The 18,440-nt window shown below is 69.9% G+C and carries 15 protein-coding genes; 7 read left to right on the top strand and 8 right to left on the bottom strand.

Going from position 1 to position 18,440, the window contains the following annotated elements; genetic code table 11:
* Nucleotides 1-174: 174 nt before the first annotated feature.
* From chvE to QE416_RS15940, 6 genes are all read left to right on the top strand, one after another.
* Nucleotides 175-1,278, top strand: coding sequence for a multiple monosaccharide ABC transporter substrate-binding protein (gene chvE, locus QE416_RS15965; protein ID WP_210074199.1), 1,104 nt, complete (start codon nucleotides 175-177; stop codon nucleotides 1,276-1,278).
* Between the two features lie 159 nt (nucleotides 1,279-1,437).
* Nucleotides 1,438-2,964, top strand: coding sequence for a multiple monosaccharide ABC transporter ATP-binding protein (gene mmsA / locus QE416_RS15960; protein ID WP_210074201.1), 1,527 nt, complete (start codon nucleotides 1,438-1,440; stop codon nucleotides 2,962-2,964).
* Entirely contained in the window at nucleotides 2,951-4,216 is a 1,266-nt protein-coding gene (gene mmsB / locus QE416_RS15955) for a multiple monosaccharide ABC transporter permease (protein WP_267787524.1), read from the top strand. The genes mmsA and mmsB overlap by 14 nt, the downstream gene beginning before the upstream one ends.
* A 199-nt stretch (nucleotides 4,217-4,415) precedes the next feature.
* A complete protein-coding gene (locus QE416_RS15950) occupies nucleotides 4,416-5,744 on the top strand; it encodes a sensor histidine kinase (RefSeq protein WP_307317662.1) in 1,329 nt (442 codons plus the stop codon).
* A complete protein-coding gene (locus tag QE416_RS15945) occupies nucleotides 5,732-6,397 on the top strand; it encodes a response regulator transcription factor (RefSeq protein WP_307317660.1) in 666 nt (221 codons plus the stop codon). Before QE416_RS15950 ends, QE416_RS15945 begins: the two co-directional genes overlap by 13 nt.
* A complete protein-coding gene (locus QE416_RS15940; RefSeq protein ID WP_307317658.1) occupies nucleotides 6,394-7,221 on the top strand; it encodes a hypothetical protein in 828 nt (275 codons plus the stop codon). The genes QE416_RS15945 and QE416_RS15940 overlap by 4 nt, the downstream gene beginning before the upstream one ends.
* On the opposite strand, the gene QE416_RS15935 is transcribed toward QE416_RS15940, so the two are convergent.
* Nucleotides 7,200-8,114, bottom strand: coding sequence for an EamA family transporter (locus QE416_RS15935; protein ID WP_307317656.1), 915 nt, complete (start codon nucleotides 8,112-8,114; stop codon nucleotides 7,200-7,202). The genes QE416_RS15940 and QE416_RS15935 overlap by 22 nt on opposite strands.
* Before the next feature lie 40 nt (nucleotides 8,115-8,154).
* Here QE416_RS15935 and QE416_RS15930 point away from each other — a divergent pair, with 40 nt between their 5' ends.
* Nucleotides 8,155-8,652, top strand: coding sequence for a MarR family winged helix-turn-helix transcriptional regulator (locus QE416_RS15930; protein ID WP_307317655.1), 498 nt, complete (start codon nucleotides 8,155-8,157; stop codon nucleotides 8,650-8,652).
* A 69-nt stretch (nucleotides 8,653-8,721) separates the two neighbouring features.
* Here the strand turns inward: QE416_RS15930 and QE416_RS15925 are convergent, their stop codons facing one another.
* The 7 genes from QE416_RS15925 to QE416_RS15895 form a co-directional block, all read right to left on the bottom strand.
* Complete coding sequence (locus QE416_RS15925) at nucleotides 8,722-9,033, bottom strand: NIPSNAP family protein (RefSeq protein ID WP_210074005.1); 312 nt, start codon at nucleotides 9,031-9,033, stop codon at nucleotides 8,722-8,724.
* Nucleotides 9,034-9,347: 314 nt separating this feature from the next.
* Nucleotides 9,348-9,836, bottom strand: coding sequence for an N-acetyltransferase (locus QE416_RS15920; RefSeq protein ID WP_307317653.1), 489 nt, complete (start codon nucleotides 9,834-9,836; stop codon nucleotides 9,348-9,350).
* Entirely contained in the window at nucleotides 9,833-10,285 is a 453-nt protein-coding gene (locus QE416_RS15915) for an NUDIX domain-containing protein (RefSeq protein WP_307317651.1), read from the bottom strand. The genes QE416_RS15920 and QE416_RS15915 overlap by 4 nt, the downstream gene beginning before the upstream one ends.
* A 66-nt stretch (nucleotides 10,286-10,351) precedes the next feature.
* A complete protein-coding gene (locus QE416_RS15910) occupies nucleotides 10,352-14,638 on the bottom strand; it encodes a DUF3418 domain-containing protein (protein ID WP_307317649.1) in 4,287 nt (1,428 codons plus the stop codon).
* Nucleotides 14,639-14,660: 22 nt separating this feature from the next.
* Nucleotides 14,661-15,818, bottom strand: a complete 1,158-nt coding sequence (locus QE416_RS15905) for a glycoside hydrolase family 3 N-terminal domain-containing protein (protein ID WP_307317648.1) — start codon at nucleotides 15,816-15,818, stop codon at nucleotides 14,661-14,663.
* A gap of 64 nt (nucleotides 15,819-15,882) precedes the next feature.
* Entirely contained in the window at nucleotides 15,883-17,136 is a 1,254-nt protein-coding gene (locus tag QE416_RS15900; RefSeq protein ID WP_307317647.1) for an LCP family protein, read from the bottom strand.
* Nucleotides 17,137-17,221: 85 nt separating this feature from the next.
* Nucleotides 17,222-18,394, bottom strand: a complete 1,173-nt coding sequence (locus QE416_RS15895) for an ABC transporter substrate-binding protein (protein ID WP_307317646.1) — start codon at nucleotides 18,392-18,394, stop codon at nucleotides 17,222-17,224.
* Nucleotides 18,395-18,440: the final 46 nt, after the last annotated feature.

The following is an 18,440-nucleotide window of genomic DNA, read 5'->3' as shown; positions in this document are numbered from 1 at the left end:
GTCGAGACGAAGACGTTTCGAACGACGCGGGTCGCACCGCCTCGCCGAGGGCCCTTCGTTTCGCCCCCGAAGCCGTGCGCCCCGACGCGACCCGTCTGCATCACCGCGGTGGGCTCCAGGGGGAGGCGCCGCGACAAACACCCAACGGAGGGAACCAGAGTGAAGAAGCACAGCATGCTCAAGGCGATCGCGGGAGCGGGCGTCCTCGCGCTCGGCATCGGCCTCGCCGGTTGCGCGGGAGACCGCACCGGCGCCGGCAGCGGAGACTCGCAGGAAGCCGGTGGCACCATCGGCGTCGCCATGCCGACGCAGCAGTCGGAGCGGTGGATCGCCGACGGCAACAACGTCAAGTCGCAGCTCGAGGAGCTCGGCTACCAGGTCGACCTGCAGTACGCCAACGACGACATCCCCACCCAGGTCTCGCAGATCGAGAACATGATCACCACGGGCGCCAAGGCCCTGATCGTCGCCTCGATCGACGGCACCACGCTCACCGACGTGCTGCAGCAGGCCAAGGACGCGAACATCCCCGTCATCGCGTACGACCGCCTCATCAACGGCACCGAGAACGTCGACTACTACACGACGTTCGACAACTACAAGGTCGGCGTCCAGCAGGCCACCTCGCTCCTGACCGGCCTGGGCGTCCTCGACGCGTCGGGCAAGGACACCGGCGCCGCCGGCCCCTTCAACGTCGAGCTGTTCGCGGGCAGCCCCGACGACAACAACGCCACGTTCTTCTGGAACGGCGCCATGGACACCCTCAAGCCCTACATGGACAAGGGCGTGCTGAAGGTTCCCTCCGGCCAGACCGAGTTCGGCCAGGCGGCCATCCTCCGCTGGCTGCCCGAGACGGCGCAGAAGCGCATGGAGAACATCCTCACCGTCATCGGCGGCACCAAGCTCGACGGCGTCCTCTCGCCCTACGACGGTCTGTCGATCGGCATCATCTCGGCCCTGACCTCGGGCGGCTACGCCGCCAACGCCCTCCCCGTCATCACGGGTCAGGACGCCGAGGCCGGCTCGATCAAGTCGATCATCGCCGGTGAGCAGTACTCGACGATCTTCAAGGACACGCGCGAGCTGGCGAAGCAGGCCGTGACCATGGTCGACGACATCCGCAAGGGCGAGAAGCCCGAGGTCAACGACGAGAAGACCTACGACAACGGCAAGAAGGTCGTTCCCTCGTACCTCCTGCAGTCGACGATCGTCACGAAGGACAACTACAAGGAAGTCCTCGTCGACAGCGGTTACTACACCGAGGCCGACCTGGGTTGATCCCCGGAGGGGCTCTGAGCCCCTCCACCCCGCCTCCGCCGCGGCCCACCGGGTCGCGGCGGAGGCTCCTGCGGGTCCGCGGCATCCCGCACCCGCCCCACATTCCGACCGGCCACGAGCCGGTTCTGCAAGGAGGACCTCGTGAGCACCATCCTCGAGATGCGCTCGATCACCAAGGAGTTCCCCGGCGTCATCGCGCTCGCCGACGTGTCACTGACCGTCGAGCGCGGGACGGTTCACGCCATCTGCGGCGAGAACGGCGCCGGCAAGTCCACCCTCATGAAGGTGCTCAGCGGCGTGTACCCCGCGGGCGACTACCGCGGCGAGATCGTCTTCGACGGCAACACCGTCGAGTTCAAAGACATCCGCGACAGCGAAGCGGCCGGCATCGTCATCATCCACCAGGAGCTCGCCCTCAGCCCCTACCTCTCGATCGCCGAGAACATCTTCCTCGGCAACGAGATCACCCATCGCGGTCTCATCGACTGGGATGCCACGAACCGAGAGGCCGCCAAGCTCCTCGCTCGCGTGGGTCTGGGCGACAGCCCCGACGTCCCCGTCAACGAGATCGGCGTCGGCAAGCAGCAGCTCGTCGAGATCGCCAAGGCGCTGTCGAAGGACGTCAAGCTGCTGATCCTCGACGAGCCGACCGCGGCGCTCAACGACGACGACTCCGAGCACCTGCTCGATCTGATCCGTCACCTGCGCGGCCAGAACATCACCTGCATCATCATCAGCCACAAGCTCAACGAGATCCGTGCGATCGCCGACGAGGTCACCATCATCCGTGACGGTCGTACGATCGAGACCCTCGACGTGGCCACCGGCGGTACGAGCGAAGACCGCATCATCCGCGGGATGGTGGGCCGAGAGCTCGAGAACCGCTACCCCGACCGCGACGTCGAGATCGGCGACGAGGTCCTGCGCATCGAGGACTGGAACGTCAGCCACCCGACCGATGCGAGCCGCGTCGTCATCCACCAGGCGAACCTGAACGTGCGTGCCGGCGAGGTCGTCGGCATCGCCGGTCTCATGGGCGCGGGGCGCACCGAGCTTGCGATGAGCGTCTTCGGCAAGAGCTTCGGCTCGCGCATCTCGGGCAACGTCTACATCCGCGGTGAGAAGGCCGACACCTCGACGGTTCCCGCGGCCATCCGCAGCGGGCTGGCGTACGTCACCGAGGACCGCAAGGGCGCCGGGCTCAACCTCATCGACACGATCAAGCGAAACATCTCGATCGCCGGCATGCGCAAGCTCGTCAAGGGCGGGTTCGTCGACGGGGACGAGGAGTACCTCGTCGCCAACCGCTACCGCAAGTCGATGAACATCAAGGCGCCGAGCGTCGACGTGGTCGTCGGCAAGCTCTCGGGCGGCAACCAGCAGAAGGTCGTCCTGTCGCAGTGGCTGTACTCCGACCCGGAGGTGCTCATCCTCGACGAGCCGACGCGCGGTATCGACGTGGGCGCGAAGTACGAGATCTACACGATCATCAACTCCCTCGCGGCGCAGGGGAAGGGGGTGCTGGTCATCTCCTCGGAGCTGCCGGAGCTCCTCGGCATCTGCGACCGCATCTACACCCTCAGCGAAGGCCACATCACCGGCCAGCTGCCCATCGAAGAGGCCACTCCCGAGGCACTCATGGTGCTCATGACGAAGGAAAAGGAAGCCGACCATGTCAGCGCTTGACAACACCGTGACCCCCCAGGGTCCCGCCACGCCGAAGGGCCCCGTCGGCGGCGGTGCCGGCAACGGTGCCGGCGGCATCGTGCAGTTCTTCACGTCGCGCCTGCGCGAGATCGGCATCTTCATCGCGCTGATCGTCATCGTGCTGCTCTTCCAGGCGCTCACGGGCGGGCGTCTGCTCACCGCGGGCAACGTGTCGAACATCATCGTTCAGAACAGCTACATCCTGATCCTCGCGATCGGCATGGTGATGATCATCATCGCCGGCCACATCGACCTCTCGGTTGGCTCGGTCGCCGCCTTCGTCGGTGCGGTCTCGGGTGTGCTCATCGTCCAGTGGGGCCTGCCCTGGTGGCTGGGCATCGTCCTCTCGCTGCTCCTCGGCGCCGTGGTCGGCATGTGGCAGGGATTTTGGGTCGCGTACATCGGCATCCCCGCGTTCATCGTGACCCTGGCGGGCATGCTGCTCTTCCGCGGTCTGACGCAGATGACCCTGGGCAACACCCAGATCACGCCGTTCCCCACCGAGTACCGCGCCCTCGGCGGCGGCTACCTGTTCCCCGATCTCTTCCCGGCGGCGTCGTCGCCGGCCGAGTGGATCACGGTCGCCCTCGGCGTACTGACCCTCGTGCTCTTCGTCGTCTCGCAGGTGCGTCAGCGCGCCAAGCGTGCCGCCCTCGAGCTGCAGAACGAGCCGCAGGTCGCCTTCCTGGTCAAGCTCATCGGTGGCGGCGCGCTCATCGCGTACCTCACCTACCTGCTGGGCGTCGCGCCCGGCTCGCGCGGCACGCCCATCGTGCTCGTCGTGCTGGCGCTGCTCATCATCGGCTACTCGACGGTCATGAGCCGCAGCGTCTTCGGCCGCCACATCTACGCGCTCGGCGGCAACCGCACCGCCGCGAAGCTGTCGGGCATCAACACCCGTCGCGTCGACTTCATGCTGTTCGTCAACATGGGCGTCCTCGCGGCCCTCGCCGGCATCGTCTTCACGGGCCGCCTGAACTCCGCCGGTCCCGGCGCGGGAAACCTCTTCGAGCTGGATGCCATCGCGGCATCGTTCATCGGTGGAGCGGCCGTCCAGGGTGGTGTCGGCCGCGTGGTCGGCGCGATCGCCGGTGGTCTGGTCATGGGTGTGCTGAACAACGGCATGTCGCTCATGGGTATCTCGACCGACGTCCAGCAGTTCATCAAGGGTCTCGTGCTGCTGCTGGCCGTGGCCTTCGACGTGTGGAACAAGAACCGCACCCGCGGTTGATCCAGGCTCTTTCTTCGAACGCCCCGTCGCCTCGTGCGGCGGGGCGTTCGTGCGTCCGGCGCGTGAGGGGCCAGTTCTTGTCGCCGACGCTCGCGCTCGGCGACAAGAACTGACCGCTCACGCGCGTTCGGGATAACCCGAAAACGCGCGGGGGCTGACCGGGCGGTGCCCGCGCGGGCCCCCCTCTAGCGTGGAACCCATGACCACGGCATCCGTCCTCCCGCCTCCTCCGCCGACGCCCGCGAGCGCAGAGACCGCCCCCGCGGCCGGGGCGGATCAGCCCCTCGCCGCGCGCGTGCGGATCGCCTCGCCGGGTCGCATCGCCGGGGCGGTGGCCCACCTCGCCGCGCTCGGCGTCATCGGGCCGGGCGTCTTGGGCGCCGTGTTCGGCTTGTTCGGCGCCGGGGTCGGTCTCCTCGCAGCCCTGTTGATCGGTGTGATCGCCCTCGTCGCTCTCGTCTACGTGCTCTTCGCGATCGCGTGGTTCGAGCGGGTCCGCCTCGACGGCCTGTACGGTCTCGGGCTTCCCGTTCTGCGCCCGCGTCGGAGCGCACGCCCGGGCTTCGTCGGCGTCCTGCACACCATCTGGCTGCAGGCGATCGATCCGGGCCAGTGGCGTGCCGTCGCTTCGTTCACCATCGCGACGATCCTCGGAGTCAGCACGCTCGGGGTCGTGGGCTTCACGGCCTGGGGTCTCGCGGTGACGGTGAGTCCCCTCTTCGGCTGGTCGGACATCAACCTGCTCGGACTGCTCCCGCTTTACGGGATCGCTGCGCCCCTCGTGGGCCTGCTCGTCTTCGTCGCCTCGCTCGCCGCGATGGTCGGTCTCGCCGTGCTGCACGGTCTCATCTCCCGAGCGATCCTCGTGCCCTCTCGTGAGGTGCAGCTCGAGGAGCAGGCGCGTGCCTCCGACACCCGGCGCGCCGGGGCCGTCCGCGCCGCCGAGGTCGAGCGCACGCGCATCGAACGCGATCTGCACGACGGCGTCCAGCCGCGGCTCGTCTCGATCGGCATGACCCTGGGCCTCGCGCAGACCAAGATCGACGACGACCCCGAGGCCGCGAAAGCCCTCATCGCCGAAGCCCATGCCTCGACCAAGTCGGCCATCACCGAGCTGCGCCAGCTCGCCCGCGGCATCCACGCCTCCGTCCTGGACGATCGCGGTCTCGACGCCGCTCTCTCGGCCCTCGCTTCGCGGTCCCACATCCCGGTCACTCTCGATGTGCGTCTGCCGCACCGGTGCTCCCGCCCGGCCGAGGCCGCGGTGTATTTCGTGATCGCCGAGGCGCTGACGAATGCGGCGAAGCACTCCCGTGCGACCGGATGCCGTGTCCACGTGCGCCTGCGCGACGACGCGACGCTCTGGGCACGGGTCGAAGACGACGGCCTGGGCGGCGCCCGGATCGCGCCCGGCGGCGGCCTGGACGGGATCGTCAACCGCGTCACCGCGGCCGGCGGCACCGCGCGCATCGACAGCCCCCAGGGCGGTCCGACCACGGTGGAGGCGAGCATCCCGTGCGCATCCTGATCTGCGAGGACTCGGTCCTGCTGCGCGAGGGGCTCGTCCGCCTCCTCGCCGACGACGGCCACGAGGTCGTCTCGTCGCTCCCGGATGCCGACGGTCTCGAGGCCGCGGTCGCGGAGACCACCCCCGACCTCTGCATCCTCGACGTGCGGCTCCCGCCGACCTGGACCGACGAGGGCATCCGCGCGGCGATCGCGCTGAGGTCCCGGCATCCGGGGCTGTCCGTCCTGGTCCTGTCGCAGTACGTCGAGGAGCAGTACGCCAGCGATCTCATCGCCGACGGGCAGGGCTCGCTCGGGTACCTGCTGAAGGACCGGGTCGCCGACGTGCGCGACTTCCTCGACACGGTCGCCCGCATCGCCGGGGGAGCGACCGTGCTCGACCCCGAGGTGGTCGGGCAACTGCTGGCCCGGCGCCGTCGCGACGAGCGACTGCAGCTACTCACCGAGCGCGAGCGATCGGTGCTCGCCCTCATCGCCGAAGGCCGCTCGAACCAAGCCATCGCGCAGGCCCTCTTCGTGTCCGAGGCGAGCGTCGAGAAGTACATCACCGCCATCTTCACCAAGCTCGGCCTCGAGCAGGACGAGACCGGCAACCGCCGCGTCATCGCCGCCCTCGTGCACCTGGGCCACGATCACACCGGAGCGACCTCATGACCTCGCACTCACCCTCGACCGCGTCGAACCCGGGCCCGCGGCACGGAACGCCCTTCTTCGTCTCGCTCGCCACGATCGTCGTCGGAACGTGCGTCCTCGCGGGGGCGGTCGTCTCGGCGGGAGTGAGCGCGGCGGCCACCCTGCGCGACAACGGGCCCGCGTACGCCGCGAGCGAGACCTCGACGACCGGACTCACCGCGCTCGATGTCGACGTGGCCGGCGGCTCGCTCACGATCGCCTACGGCGACGTGTCGGAGGCGCAGCTCGACGTCGACGGGGGTGGGACGGGCGACTGGACGTTCGAACGCGACGGCACCACGCTGCGGGTGAGCTCTCCGCGGACGAACGTCGTCGGGTGGTCGAACCCCGCCGGTTCCGCGACCCTGCTCCTGCCGCGGTTGTCGACCACGACGAACCTCGACGCGCGCATCGAGGTCGCCGGTGGCGCCCTCAGGCTCGACGCCGACTTCACCTCCCTCTCCGTGCAGCTCGCCGGGGGCGACGTGGATCTCGCCGGAGACGTGCGCACGCTCTCCGTCTCCGTCTCGGGCGGCGCGGCCTCGGGCACGCTCACCGGCGTCGGGGACGCCACGCTCGAGGTCGCGGGAGGCAGCCTCGCCACGACGTTGAAGGGCGATGCCCCCGCTCGCACGAAGGTCACGGTCACAGCCGGATCCGCCGACATCACCCTGCCGGACGACGAGTACAACGTCACGACTGACAGCGGCCTCGGCCGGGTCGACAACGGCCTGCGCACCTCGAACTCGGCGACCGCGGTCGTCGACGTCGAAGCGACGCTGGGTCAGGTGTCGCTGCGGTCGTAGCGCCGTTGCGCAGGGTCGGACCTCTCGCCCTGGGGCGGCAGGTTCCGGCCCCGCGTCCGGCTCGACACGGCGATCGCGACGAGCACGAGCACGATGCCGAGCACCTGCGGCGGCGCGAGCGACTCGCCGCCGACGGCCACACCGAGCAGCACCCCGGTCACCGGGTTCAGCAGACCGATGAGTCCCACGGCGCCCGCGGGCAGATGTCGGAGTCCCGTGAACCAGCACACGAATGCCAGCGCCGTCGCGATCACCGCGATCCCGACGTACGCGGCGAGGCCCGTGGCATCCACCGTCGGAGGAGCACCTTCGACCGTCAGGGCGACGGCGACCAGGGCGAGACCACCCGCGGTCAGCTGCCACGACGTGGTCGCCAGAAGGGGCGTGTCGTCTTTCCAGCGGGTCGTGAGGATCGCACCCAGCGACGACGCCAGAAGGGCGACGGCGGATGCCACGACCCCCGCGAGCGGAACGGCTCCGGTACCGAGGCCGACCACGAGAGCGACCCCCGCGAGGCCGAGGGCTGCGCCGACGGCCCAGCGCGCCGTGGGGCGCTGGGCGAGCAGGGGCCACGCGAGTCCGGCGAGGGCCAGCGGGGCGAGGGCCATGATCGAGGCGGCGATCGACGACAGCAGCAGCTGCGCCGCGACGTAGACGAGCACGAAGAACGCGCCGAAGTTCAGCATCCCGAGCACGGGCGCTTTCCACCACCATGCCCCGCGGGGCCGACGTCTCGCGAGCGCCCACAGCAACAGGCCCGCCGGCAGGGCGCGCAGGGCAGCCCCCCACAGCGGTGCATCGGCCGGCAGGAGGTGCCGCGTGACGACGTACGTCGCACCCCAGGCGATCGGCGCGACGGCAGTGACGGCGAGGATGCGCCATTTTGCTTCCATGGAAGATATTGTACTTTCCGCGGAAGATAGAATGGGTGCCATGACCCCGACGACCGACCGCGTCGACACCCTCACGGCGCAATGGCACGCCGAACGCCCCGACATCGACGTCTCACCGATGCAGGTGATCGGACGCCTGCACCGTCTCGCCGACCACCTGCGCGACGAGCTACTCGCCGTCTACCGCCGCTACGGTCTCGGCGAGGGGGAGTTCGACATCCTCGCCGCTCTCCGCCGCGCGGGGGAGCCCTTCGCCGCGGCCCCCGGCGAACTCGCGCGCCACACGATGGTGACCAGCGGGGCGGTGACCAAGCGCGTCGATCGACTCCTGGCATCCGGTCTCGTGGTGCGCGATGGCGACGCCGACGACGGGCGCGCGCGGGTCATCCGGCTGACACCGGCCGGACGCCGCGTGATCGACGAGGCCTTCACCGCCCACATGGCGAACGAGCAGCGTCTGCTCGCGGGCCTCGACGCCGAGCAGCGTCGCGCGCTCGAGGCGCTGCTGCGTGACTGGGGTGCGTCGCTCGGCGTGTGAGTCGCCGACGCGCTTTCGATCCTGTGGGTCGCGGCCGGACCCGGGTCATTTCCAAGGATTCGCTGCGCCTCAGGTTCGGGGGAGCAGGGGCCGTTGGATCCGTCGCTCGTATCGCACGATGCAACGCGTGCGCTGGGCGAGGTCGTAGGCCGCGACGCTGTCCGGGTCGACGAGTGATGCTTCCCGATATCGTTCGTACTCCGCCAAAGACGGGAACGAGAACAGCGCGAAGGCCTCGTCGCTATCGCCTTCCGCGGGCAGGAAGTACCCGTGGTGGACGCCGCCGAACCGAGGAACGATCTCCATCCATCTCTCGGCGTACTCGATGAACGCGTCGATCGCTGCCGCGTCGATCTGGTAGCGAAGGTGGATCGTGATCATCGTTTTCTTCTTTCGCCGGGGTGTGCGATGTAGGGCGCGGGTTTCAGAGGGGACGAGAATGACGTCGCGGTGGAGCACGGAGAGGACTCTCCTGGCGTTTCCGCGGCGCACCCCATCGTCGTTCCGTGAGGCGCGCTGCTGATCTGACGATAACCCCGCCACGCCTCGCGAGAAGGCCCGGTCGGCGGCCATATCTCACCGGAAAACTGCCAGGGACGGAGGCCGGTCATCTCCGCGCCGTAGCGAGCGGGTACCGCCTGACGACGGGGCTCGATCCTTGAGCGCGTGAGGCGCTGCTTCGCGCCTGAGGCGCGTCACTCGGCGTGTGCGCGAGGCACCAGTCTCCACGTCACGAAGGGCGCGCCGGCGGGACCGGGGCGGGTCTGATCGCTGGGCAGCCAACCGCGCCGGCGATAGAAGGCTTTGGCGCGTTCGTTGCGGTCCCAGACCTCGAGATGGGCGGCACGCCCCCGGGACTCCGCAACGAAAGACGCGTACAGGGTGTCGGCGACACCGGTCCCGAACCGCGCAGGCTCCACGTACAGGCTCTGCAGCTCCACTTCTTTCGCCTCGGCAGGCTGACGCAGGCAGCAGAAGGCGATGACGACCTCGTCTTCGACCGCGCACAGAACGACAACGCCCTGCTCCGTGACGAGGCGCCGCCACATCGGGCGCCGGTCGTGCCCCGAATCCTCCGCCGAGAGCGCGTCGCCGTAGTAAGCCGACCGAGACCGCACGTGCAGCGCGGCGATCGCATCGGCATCGTCCGCTCGGGCGCGCCGAACCACCACGGCCTCGCTCATCGCGGCGAGACGTCGGCGATCACGCGATCGATCCAGACGCGGCGTTCCAGAGCCGTGATCGCCTCGCGCTCGAACCACCGGATTTCGAGAAGCTCCTCGCCGTCGGCGACGGCGTCGCCGAGCAGTTCGCAGTCGTACGCGGTCATGACGTACCCGACGCGGTCGCCGTTCGGATAGGTGACCATCATCGGTTCTCCGCCGTAGACGCCGACGATGCCGCGGATCCGGACCGACGCGCCCGTCTCTTCGTGCACTTCGCGCAGGAGCGCCTCAGAGGGCTCCTCCCCGGGTTCCACCCCGCCGCCGATCAGGCTCCAGGAGCCGCCGTGGCGATCTCGCGCGAGCAGGAACCGGTCGCCGTCGCGGATCACTGCCGTGACCCCGGGCAGCAGGAGCAGGTCTGATCCGATCCGCGCCCGGATTGAGCGCACGTAGTCCGACATCGGCATCCGTCGAGTCTAGGTCTGTGCGTCCGTCGCCAGCCGTGGGTCTCGGCAGGGGCGAGCCCCGGCGACTCACCCGCCCTTCAGCGCCTTCGCGATGCGCTGCGGCGACACGGGCTCGGCCGTGCCGAGGCGCTGAGCGAACAGGCTCACGCGCAGTTCCTCGAGCAACCACCGTGTCTGCACGAGGTGCGCGGGGGCGTCCGCGGGGAGGGGCATCGTCCCTCCGGCATCCACGAAGCCCGCGGCGGCGCGCTCGTATTCGGTCATGCGTTGGCGGTCGCGGCCGGGGTTGTCCGACAGGGTCTTCACCCGTTCGAGCGCTCCCGCGAGGTAGCGCGGCAGGTGCTGCAGTCGCGCGAGGCCGGTGCGGGAGAGGAAACCGGGGAAGATCAGCCCCTTCACCTGGCCGCGCACGTCGTTCAGCGCACCGAGCAGGGTGATCGACGAGGCGTCCTTCATCGCGCGGTCCACCTCGCGCTGCGCGAGCAGGACCTTGGCCGCGAGAGACACGGTCTGGAAGGTGCGCTCGACGGAGACGGACGAATACGCATCGCGCACCCGCTCGAACTCCGCCTTCGTCCGGACGACGCCGCTCGTGCTCTCTCGCAGCAGCACGTCATCGGCCAGGGCGACGCGCGCGTCTTCGATCAGCGCCTTGGCGTTCTGATACGGCGAGGCCGCGAGCGCGAGCTTCTCGTTCGCGGTGAGGTGGTCGAGAACGTACGTGGCGGGGGAGGGGACGGCGAGCAGCATCAGGCGGCGGATTCCGGCACGGGTGTGTCGCGCGGCGTCTTCGGGTGTCGCCTCGACGCGCAGGGCGACGCTGTCGCCCTCGTCGACGAGCGCCGGGTACCCGCGGACCACGCCACCGGCGACGGGGGTGTCGACGACCTCGGTGAGCTCGTCGAAGTCCCAGCTGGTGAGCTTCGAGCGCGACGCGAACGCCGGCGAGGCCTCGGCGACCTTCGCCGCCGACCGGGCGGCGGGGCGCTCGCGCGTCACGGCCGACTCGACGCTCGAGCGTGCGCGGTCGGCGAGGCGGCGTTGCAGGGTCGCGAGGTCGCGGTCGCTCCCGATGGCGCGTCCGCGAGCGTCGACCGCGCGGAACGAGGGCATGAGGTGACCGGGCACGCGCTCGAGCTCGAAGTCGGCGGCGCTGACCCGCTGGTTCGCGACGCGCTGCACGAGGGCGGCGAGCGCGTCGACGAGCGTCGTCTTCGGCAGGCCGTTTGCGTGCTCGGGGCCCTTCTCGGCGAGTTCGGCCGAGAACTTCTCCGCCCAGTCGGCGGCGGGGACGACGTTGCGGCGGATGGCCTTGGGAAGCGCGCGCAGCAGCGCGGTGACGAGCTCGTCGCGCATGCCCGGCACCTGCCAGTCGAAGCCGTCGGGTCGCAGCTGCGCGAGCAGCGGCAGCGGGACGACGACCGTCACACCGTCGTCGGGCGCCCCGGGCTCGAAGCGGTAGGCGAGGTTGAGCGTCTGGTCTCCTTGACGCCACCGCGCCGGGAAAGCACGGTCATCGCCCTGGGCCCGGTCGCCGGTGAGATCGGACTCGCGAAGGTCGAGGAGGTGAGGTGTGCGGTCGGCGGCATCCTTCCACCAGGCCTCGAACGAGCGCACGTCGGTGACGTCGGCGGGGATCCGCGCGTTGTAGAACGCGAAAACCGCTTCGTCGCCGATCAGGATGTCGCGGCGCCTCTCGCGCTCCTCGATCTTCTCGAGCAGGCGGCGCTGCTCCTGATTGCGGCGGAGGAACGCCGTGAGGCGCTTGTCGAGCACCGAGGGGTCCCACTCGCCCTCCACCAGCGCGTGTCGCACGAACATCTCACGCGCGAGCGGGCGGTCGAAGCGGGCGAGCTGCACGCGGCGACGGCCGACGAGCTCCACCCCGAAGAGAGTGACCTTCTCGTAGGCGGCGGCGGAGCCGGCATCCTTCGACCAGTGCGGCTCGCTCAGCGACCGCTTGACGAGGTCGGGGGCGAGGTCTTCCGCCCAGGCCGGGTCGACGGCGGCGACCGTGCGGGCGAACAGGCGCGAGGTCTCGACGAGCTCGGCGGCCATGACCGCGGAGGGACGCTTCTTCTTCAGGCCCGAGCCCGGGAAGATCGCGAACCGCGCGCCGCGCGCGCCGATGTATTCGCCCTTCGTGGGGCGGGCGTCGCCGGGAGCCTTGCGGTCCTTCGTCTGGGCCATCGTTCGCGGATCCAGGATGCCGAGGTGCGACAGCAACCCGGACAGGATCGCGCGATGGATGGCATCGCCGGCGGCGTGGCCCTCCGGGCCGTCGCCCTGGTCGGCGCGTGTCGAACCGCGTTCCGATATGAGTGAGCCGCGTCCCGATCTGTGCGGCCTGGAGGGGGCTGAATCAGCCCCAAGTGGGACATGGCTCCCCGAACCGCGCCCACGCCCACCGTCGCCGCGCCCGCCCTCGCCGCGCGCCTCGCCCGACCCGCGCTCGCCGCCCAGCGATCGCAGCTGCCGGTGCACGTCGACCCACTCGCGGACCCGCACGTAGTTGAGGTGCTCGCTGCGGCACAGCCGCCGGAAGGCGCTCGAGCCGAGCTCGGACTGCTTCTCCTGGAGGTACTCCCACAGGTTGAGCAGGGAGAGGAAGTCGCTGGTGGGGTCGGTGAAGCGCGCGTGGAAGCGGTCGGCCTCCTCGCGGCGGTCCTCCGGACGCTCGCGTACGTCCTGGATCGACATGCCCGACACGATCGCCAGCACCTCGGACTGCACGTCGTTTCGCCGCGCCTCGACGAGCATGCGAGCGAACCGCGGGTCGATCGGCAGGCGCGCGATCTCGCGGCCGATCTCGGTGAGGCGGGGACCGTCGTCGTCACGGCGCCCGCGGGCGTTGTCCCGCCCGCCGCGTCCGCGCGACGGGTCGCCGTCGCTGCGCACATCGCGGTCGCGCGAGGTGTCGGCCCCGCGCGACCCCGGCGCCGGCAGCTTCACCGCGCCGAGCTCCACGAGCAGGTCGAACGCCGCCTTCACGCCCCGCGAGTCCGGCGGCGTCAGGAACGGGAACGCCTGGATGTCGCCGAATCCGAGCGAGAGCATCTGCAGGATGACGGATGCCAGCGAGGTGCGCAGGATCTCGGGCTCGGTGTACTCGGGACGACGTGCGAAATCGTCTTCGGAGTACAGCCGGATCGCGATGCCCGGTGAGGTGCGGCCCGCGCGACCAGAGCGCTGCTGCGCCGAGGCCTGCGAGACGGCCTCGATTGGCAGGCGCTGGATCTTCGAGCGGTTGCTGTAGCGCGAGATGCGCGCGGTCCCGGTATCGACGACGTACCGGATGCCGGGGACGGTGAGGCTGGTCTCGGCGACGTTCGTGGCGAGGATGATGCGTCGACGCACGCCCGCGACGGTGGACCGCTCGAACACGCGGTGCTGTTCGGCGGCGGACAGCCGCCCGTAGAGGGGGAGCACCTCGGTGGGCGCGGCGTCCTTCTGGTAGGCCCCGCGGATGGCGTCCGCCGCGTCTCGGATCTCGGCCTCGCCGGGGAAGAAGACGAGCACGTCGCCCGCGGGCTCGCGGTCGAGCTCGCGCAGGGCGGCGACGACGGCTCCGACCTCGTCGGCGTCGTCGGCATCGCGCCGGGTCTTGGCCGCGGGTCGTGCCGAACTCCTGACTTTCGAGGGCCCTGCGACCGCGCGACCTCGGGATGAGGGGGGTTCGGCGCCGTCCACATCCGAATCCTCAGGAGTTTCGCCCGCGTCGTCCGCGCCGTCGACCGGCCGATACCGGATCTCGACCGGGTACGTCCGGCCCGACACCTCGATCACCGGTGCCGGAACCGGCTCGCCGCCGGGCTCGGCGGGGGCCGCGGCGAAGTGTCGCGCGAAGCTCTCGGGGTCGATGGTCGCCGAGGTGACGATGACCTTGAGGTCGGGGCGCTTGGGCAGGATGCGGCGGAGGTAGCCGAGCAGGAAGTCGATGTTGAGCGAGCGCTCGTGCGCCTCGTCGACGATGATCGTGTCGTAGCGGCGCAGCAGCCGGTCGCGGTGGATCTCGTTGAGCAGGATGCCGTCGGTCACCAGCGCCACGCGCGTATCGGCCGACACCTTGTCGGTGAAGCGCACCTTATACCCGACGGTCGAGCCCAGCGGCACCTGCATCTCGTGGGCGATGCGCTCGGCGATCGTTCGCGCGGCGATGCGGCGCGGCTGCGTGTGCGCGATGGAGGTGCGGCCCAGCTCGAGGCAGATCTTGGGCAGCTGCGTCGTCTTTCCCGAGCCGGTGGCCCCGGCGACGATCACGACCTGGTGGTCGCGGATGGCGCGCGCGATCTCATCCCGCGCGGCGCTGACGGGCAGCTCGGGCGGGTAGACGATGACGGGTTCGACAGACACAGCCTTTCAGCTTATCGCGGCCCTACGGCATCGACGCCTTCTGCTCCACGATCCGTCGAGCCGCGGCATCCACTTTCACGGCGAACGCGGGGTCGCTCTCGGCGCGCGCCAGCACGGCCTGGTGCATCTCGGGGTAGACCGACGGGTCGGCCGACACGAGCAGCAGGTCGACACCGGCGTCGACGGCGAGCGTCGCGCGGTCGGCCGGAGACCAGGGCTGCACCTGCCGGGCGGCCGAGAGGTCGTCGACCGTGATCACCCCGTCGAAACCGACGCGGTCGCGCAGCACGTTCACCACCGCGGCTGAGAACGCGGCGGGTGCGTTCGGGTCGATCTGGGCGTAGATGGCGGTCGACATCATGACGATGGCGTCGCCCTGCGGCAGCACACTCTCGTACACGCCCACATCGGCGCCGTCCGCGGTGACCGTGTCGTCGGTCACGCCCGTGCGCGTGTCGGTGTTCTCGTCGACGTGGCCGAGGCCTGGGAAGTGCTTGAGCGTCGGCATCACACCGCCGTCGCGCATCCCGGCGGCGAACGCCCCGGCCTTCGTCGCGACCGCCGCCTGGTCGTAGCCGTACTCGCGCGCGAGCGCGCCGATCGGAGGATTGGATGCCGCAAACTCCGGGCTGGTGACGATGTCGGCGACGGGCGCGAGGTTCATGTTCACCCCGGCCTGAGCGAGCTGCGCGCCCCAGGTCGCGGCCGACGAGCGCAGCGCCGCGTCGGTCTGGGTGGCCTGCTCGATGGCCGAGGGGATGCGGTCGAAACCCGGGCCCTTCAGCACCTGGACGGTGCCGCCCTCCTGGTCGGTGGCGACCCACAGCTCCGGGGCGCCCGCGCCGACGGTGGAGGTGAACTGCCCGATGAGTCCCGCGGTGGCCTGGGTGCCGGCATCTGACCGTCCGTGCAGGAAGATCCCGCCGACGTGGTCGTCGCGCACGGCCGCGAGGGTCGTGGGGTTGGCGCCCTCGACCGAGGTGCCGACCATGAACATCTGACCGACCTTGTCGGCGAGGCTCATTCCCGCGAGGGGGTCGGGAGTGGCGGTCGGCGTGGGCGTGGGAGTCGCGGTGGGGGAGGGGGATGCCGACGGCGCGGGGGCCGCGGCCGGGGCACATGAGGTGAGGGCCAGGGCCGCGAGCAGCAAGAGGGCGGTCGAGCGCGTGGCGGTTTTCACCCAGCAATGCTCCCCGACGACTCTGGACGGTTCCCGGGACTTGACCGCGACCCGATGGCCTCGATCAGCCGTTGCCGGCCGAGCACGTCGCCTGGTTCGCCTTGGTGCCGCTGACGTTGCTCGGCAGTTCCACCACGCCCGGCGCGGCGCTGGCGTCCGTGGCATCCGGGGCGGGGGTGCTCGCCTCGGGGGCGGGCTCGCTCGGCGCGGCGGTGGGAGCGGACGGGTCGGCGATGACGCCGCCGTTCGCGCCTTCCTGGCCGGTCAGCTGCAGGGGAGCGTTGGTCTCCAGCGCCTCCCACAGCGTCGCCGCCGATGCCTGGTCGGGGATGACGTGGTTGTTGTCGGCGGGGTCGTCGACCACGGGGAACTGCACGAAGGTGATGTCCGAGAACGGGACGTCCTTCAGCGTGTACGCGAGTTGCGCGATGCGGATCGGGTCGGCGAGGCTCTCGCTCGGCTCGATGTTGTTCACCGCGGTGTTGGCCAGGCCGATGAGCGTTCCGGGGTTGGAGAGCACCTCGTCGCTGCGGAGCTTGTTGATGAGGCGAGACAGGTACTGCTGCTGGTTGCCGATGCGGGCGAGGTCGCTGCCGTCTCCGATGCCCTTGCGTGTGCGCAGGAAGGCCAGGGCGTCGTAGCCCTTGACCACCCGCGGGCCGGGCTCCCAGTCGATGCCCGCGTCGGGATCGTCGATGCCGTCGCCACCGATGCAGACCTCCACGCCGCCGATGGCGTCCGTGATGTTCACGACGTTGCCGAAACTCACCTTCGCCGCGAACGGGATGCTCTGCCCGCTCAGCTCGGACACGGTGTCGGCCACGCACGTGAGCCCGCCCGCCTCGTACGCGGAGTTGATCGGCGCCTTGTACGAGGCGTTCGAGACCGTCCCGTCGGGGTTCGTGCACTCCGGGATGCCGATCTGCAGGTCGCGCGGGAAGGACACGACCGTGACGCGACGGGGATTGGCCGACACGTGCACGAGCATGTTGACGTCGTTGCGCGTGCCCTCGTTGCCGGGGTCCGAGCAGCGGGCGCCGAACGCGGCCTTGACCTGGTCGTCGCACTCGTCCGTGCCGACGACCAGCACCGAGAACGGCTCGTTGTACGCGCTCAGCGCGGGCGGCTCGGCCGGTGCGTCCTTCAGGGGTACAGCGGCTTCTTGCAGCCGCTGCGACAGCGAGAAGGCGTAGAAGCCGCCCACAGCGACCGCCGCGACGAGCACGACGGTGACGGCGATCGCGACGAGCTTCGCTCCGCGGCGCCAGGTCGAGGAGGGATCACGTCGAGCGTGCCGGGTGGGGGGCTGCGGCGTCATCACGGTAGTCAACCACGCGGACTCGCGGTCAGGGCAGTCGAGGGGTGGAGCGGCCGGAGAATCGACCGCCCCACCCGGTGGACGATTACTTGCCGCCCTCGGTGAGCGTCACCTCGATCGGGGTGTAGCTGCCGCCGACGGCGACCCCCTCGTCCTTCAGCTCGCTCAGCGCCGCCTCGATGTACTCGTTCGAGTGTGCGGACTCGGCCGGCTCGGTGGTGATGAGGTTCAGCCCGTCCTGGTTGACGGCCTTGAGCGCGCCCTGCACCGTCTTGTCCCACGCCGCGGAGTCGATCATGCCGAACTCCCCACCGGTCCAGATGAGCTTGTTGACCTCGTTCATCTGCCAGAGCTGATGGGTCGGCCCCACCGGGAAGGCGTTGACGCCCGGAGCGGTCGCGGCCTTGTACGTGATGTCTGCGGCCTCGGCGGGGTTGTCGCGCGCGAACACCCACCCCTTCACGACCGCCTTGAGGAAGCGCTTGGCCGCGTCCGCGTACGCGGGGTCGTCGGCCAGGCGCTTCGTGTCGGCCCAGATCGCGTCCTGCAGCATGGCGCCGGCGGTGTCCTCGTACGAGATCACGTTGATGTCGTCCATCGTGTAGAGCTTGCCGGTGGCGGGGTTGACCGTCTCGAGCAGCTGCGCGAGCTCGTTGTAGGTCATCGCCTGCGCGGCATCCACGTCCTTATCGAGCAGGGCGTTCATCGAGAAGTCCTGCGTGGTGATCTTCACCGTCGAGGCGTCGAGGCCCTTGTCGGCCATCGCGGCGAAGATCTCCCACTCGTTGCCGAAGCCCCACGAGCCGATGCGCTTGCCCTCGAAGTCGTCGACGCTGGTGATGTTGGAGTCCTTCCACGACACCTGGGTCGTGCCCGACTTCTGGAACACCTGTGCGATGTCGGTGAGCTCGACGCCCTGGTTCTCGAGCGTTCCGAGCACCTTCGGCACCCACGCGACGGCGAAGTCGACGTCGCCGGCGACGAGGGCGTCCTGCGGTACGATGTCGCCGCCCGAGGGAAGCACCTCGACGTCGTCGAAGCCCTCCTCTTGGAAGTAGCCCTTGTCGAGGGCGACGTAGTAGCCGGCGAACTGCGCCTGCGGGAGCCACTGCAGCTGCAATTTCACCGACGTGAGGGGCGTGAAGTCGGCGCCGGACGACGATGGCGTCGATCCTCCGCCCGAGCAGGCGGAGAGAGCGAGGGCCGCGACGGCGACTCCCGCGATCGCGCCGAGAGCGCGACGGGTGCTGTGTCTCATGGGTGGTCCTTCCGGTTCTGGTGGAGCAGTTCGGGTGGAGCAGGCG

Source organism: Microbacterium sp. SORGH_AS_0421 (assembly GCF_030818635.1).
Taxonomy (GTDB): domain Bacteria; phylum Actinomycetota; class Actinomycetes; order Actinomycetales; family Microbacteriaceae; genus Microbacterium.
Note: the sequence above shows the minus strand (reverse complement) of the source record. Positions and strands in the feature narration are given on the sequence as shown.

What these genes read in the sequence shown, in the direction of transcription:
- chvE (WP_210074199.1), top strand. Translation starts at nt 175, where the DNA reads ATGCTCAAGGCGATCGCGGGAGCGGGCGTCCTCGCGCTCGGCATCGGC.
- mmsA (WP_210074201.1), top strand. Translation starts at nt 1,438, where the DNA reads ATGCGCTCGATCACCAAGGAGTTCCCCGGCGTCATCGCGCTCGCCGAC.
- mmsB (WP_267787524.1), top strand. Translation starts at nt 2,951, where the DNA reads ATGTCAGCGCTTGACAACACCGTGACCCCCCAGGGTCCCGCCACGCCG.
- QE416_RS15950 (WP_307317662.1), top strand. Translation starts at nt 4,416, where the DNA reads ATGACCACGGCATCCGTCCTCCCGCCTCCTCCGCCGACGCCCGCGAGC.
- QE416_RS15940 (WP_307317658.1), top strand. Translation starts at nt 6,394, where the DNA reads ATGACCTCGCACTCACCCTCGACCGCGTCGAACCCGGGCCCGCGGCAC.
- QE416_RS15935 (WP_307317656.1), bottom strand. Translation starts at nt 8,114, where the DNA reads ATGGAAGCAAAATGGCGCATCCTCGCCGTCACTGCCGTCGCGCCGATC.
- QE416_RS15930 (WP_307317655.1), top strand. Translation starts at nt 8,155, where the DNA reads ATGACCCCGACGACCGACCGCGTCGACACCCTCACGGCGCAATGGCAC.
- QE416_RS15925 (WP_210074005.1), bottom strand. Translation starts at nt 9,033, where the DNA reads ATGATCACGATCCACCTTCGCTACCAGATCGACGCGGCAGCGATCGAC.
- QE416_RS15920 (WP_307317653.1), bottom strand. Translation starts at nt 9,836, where the DNA reads ATGAGCGAGGCCGTGGTGGTTCGGCGCGCCCGAGCGGACGATGCCGAT.
- QE416_RS15915 (WP_307317651.1), bottom strand. Translation starts at nt 10,285, where the DNA reads ATGCCGATGTCGGACTACGTGCGCTCAATCCGGGCGCGGATCGGATCA.
- QE416_RS15900 (WP_307317647.1), bottom strand. Translation starts at nt 17,136, where the DNA reads ATGACGCCGCAGCCCCCCACCCGGCACGCTCGACGTGATCCCTCCTCG.
- QE416_RS15895 (WP_307317646.1), bottom strand. Translation starts at nt 18,394, where the DNA reads ATGAGACACAGCACCCGTCGCGCTCTCGGCGCGATCGCGGGAGTCGCC.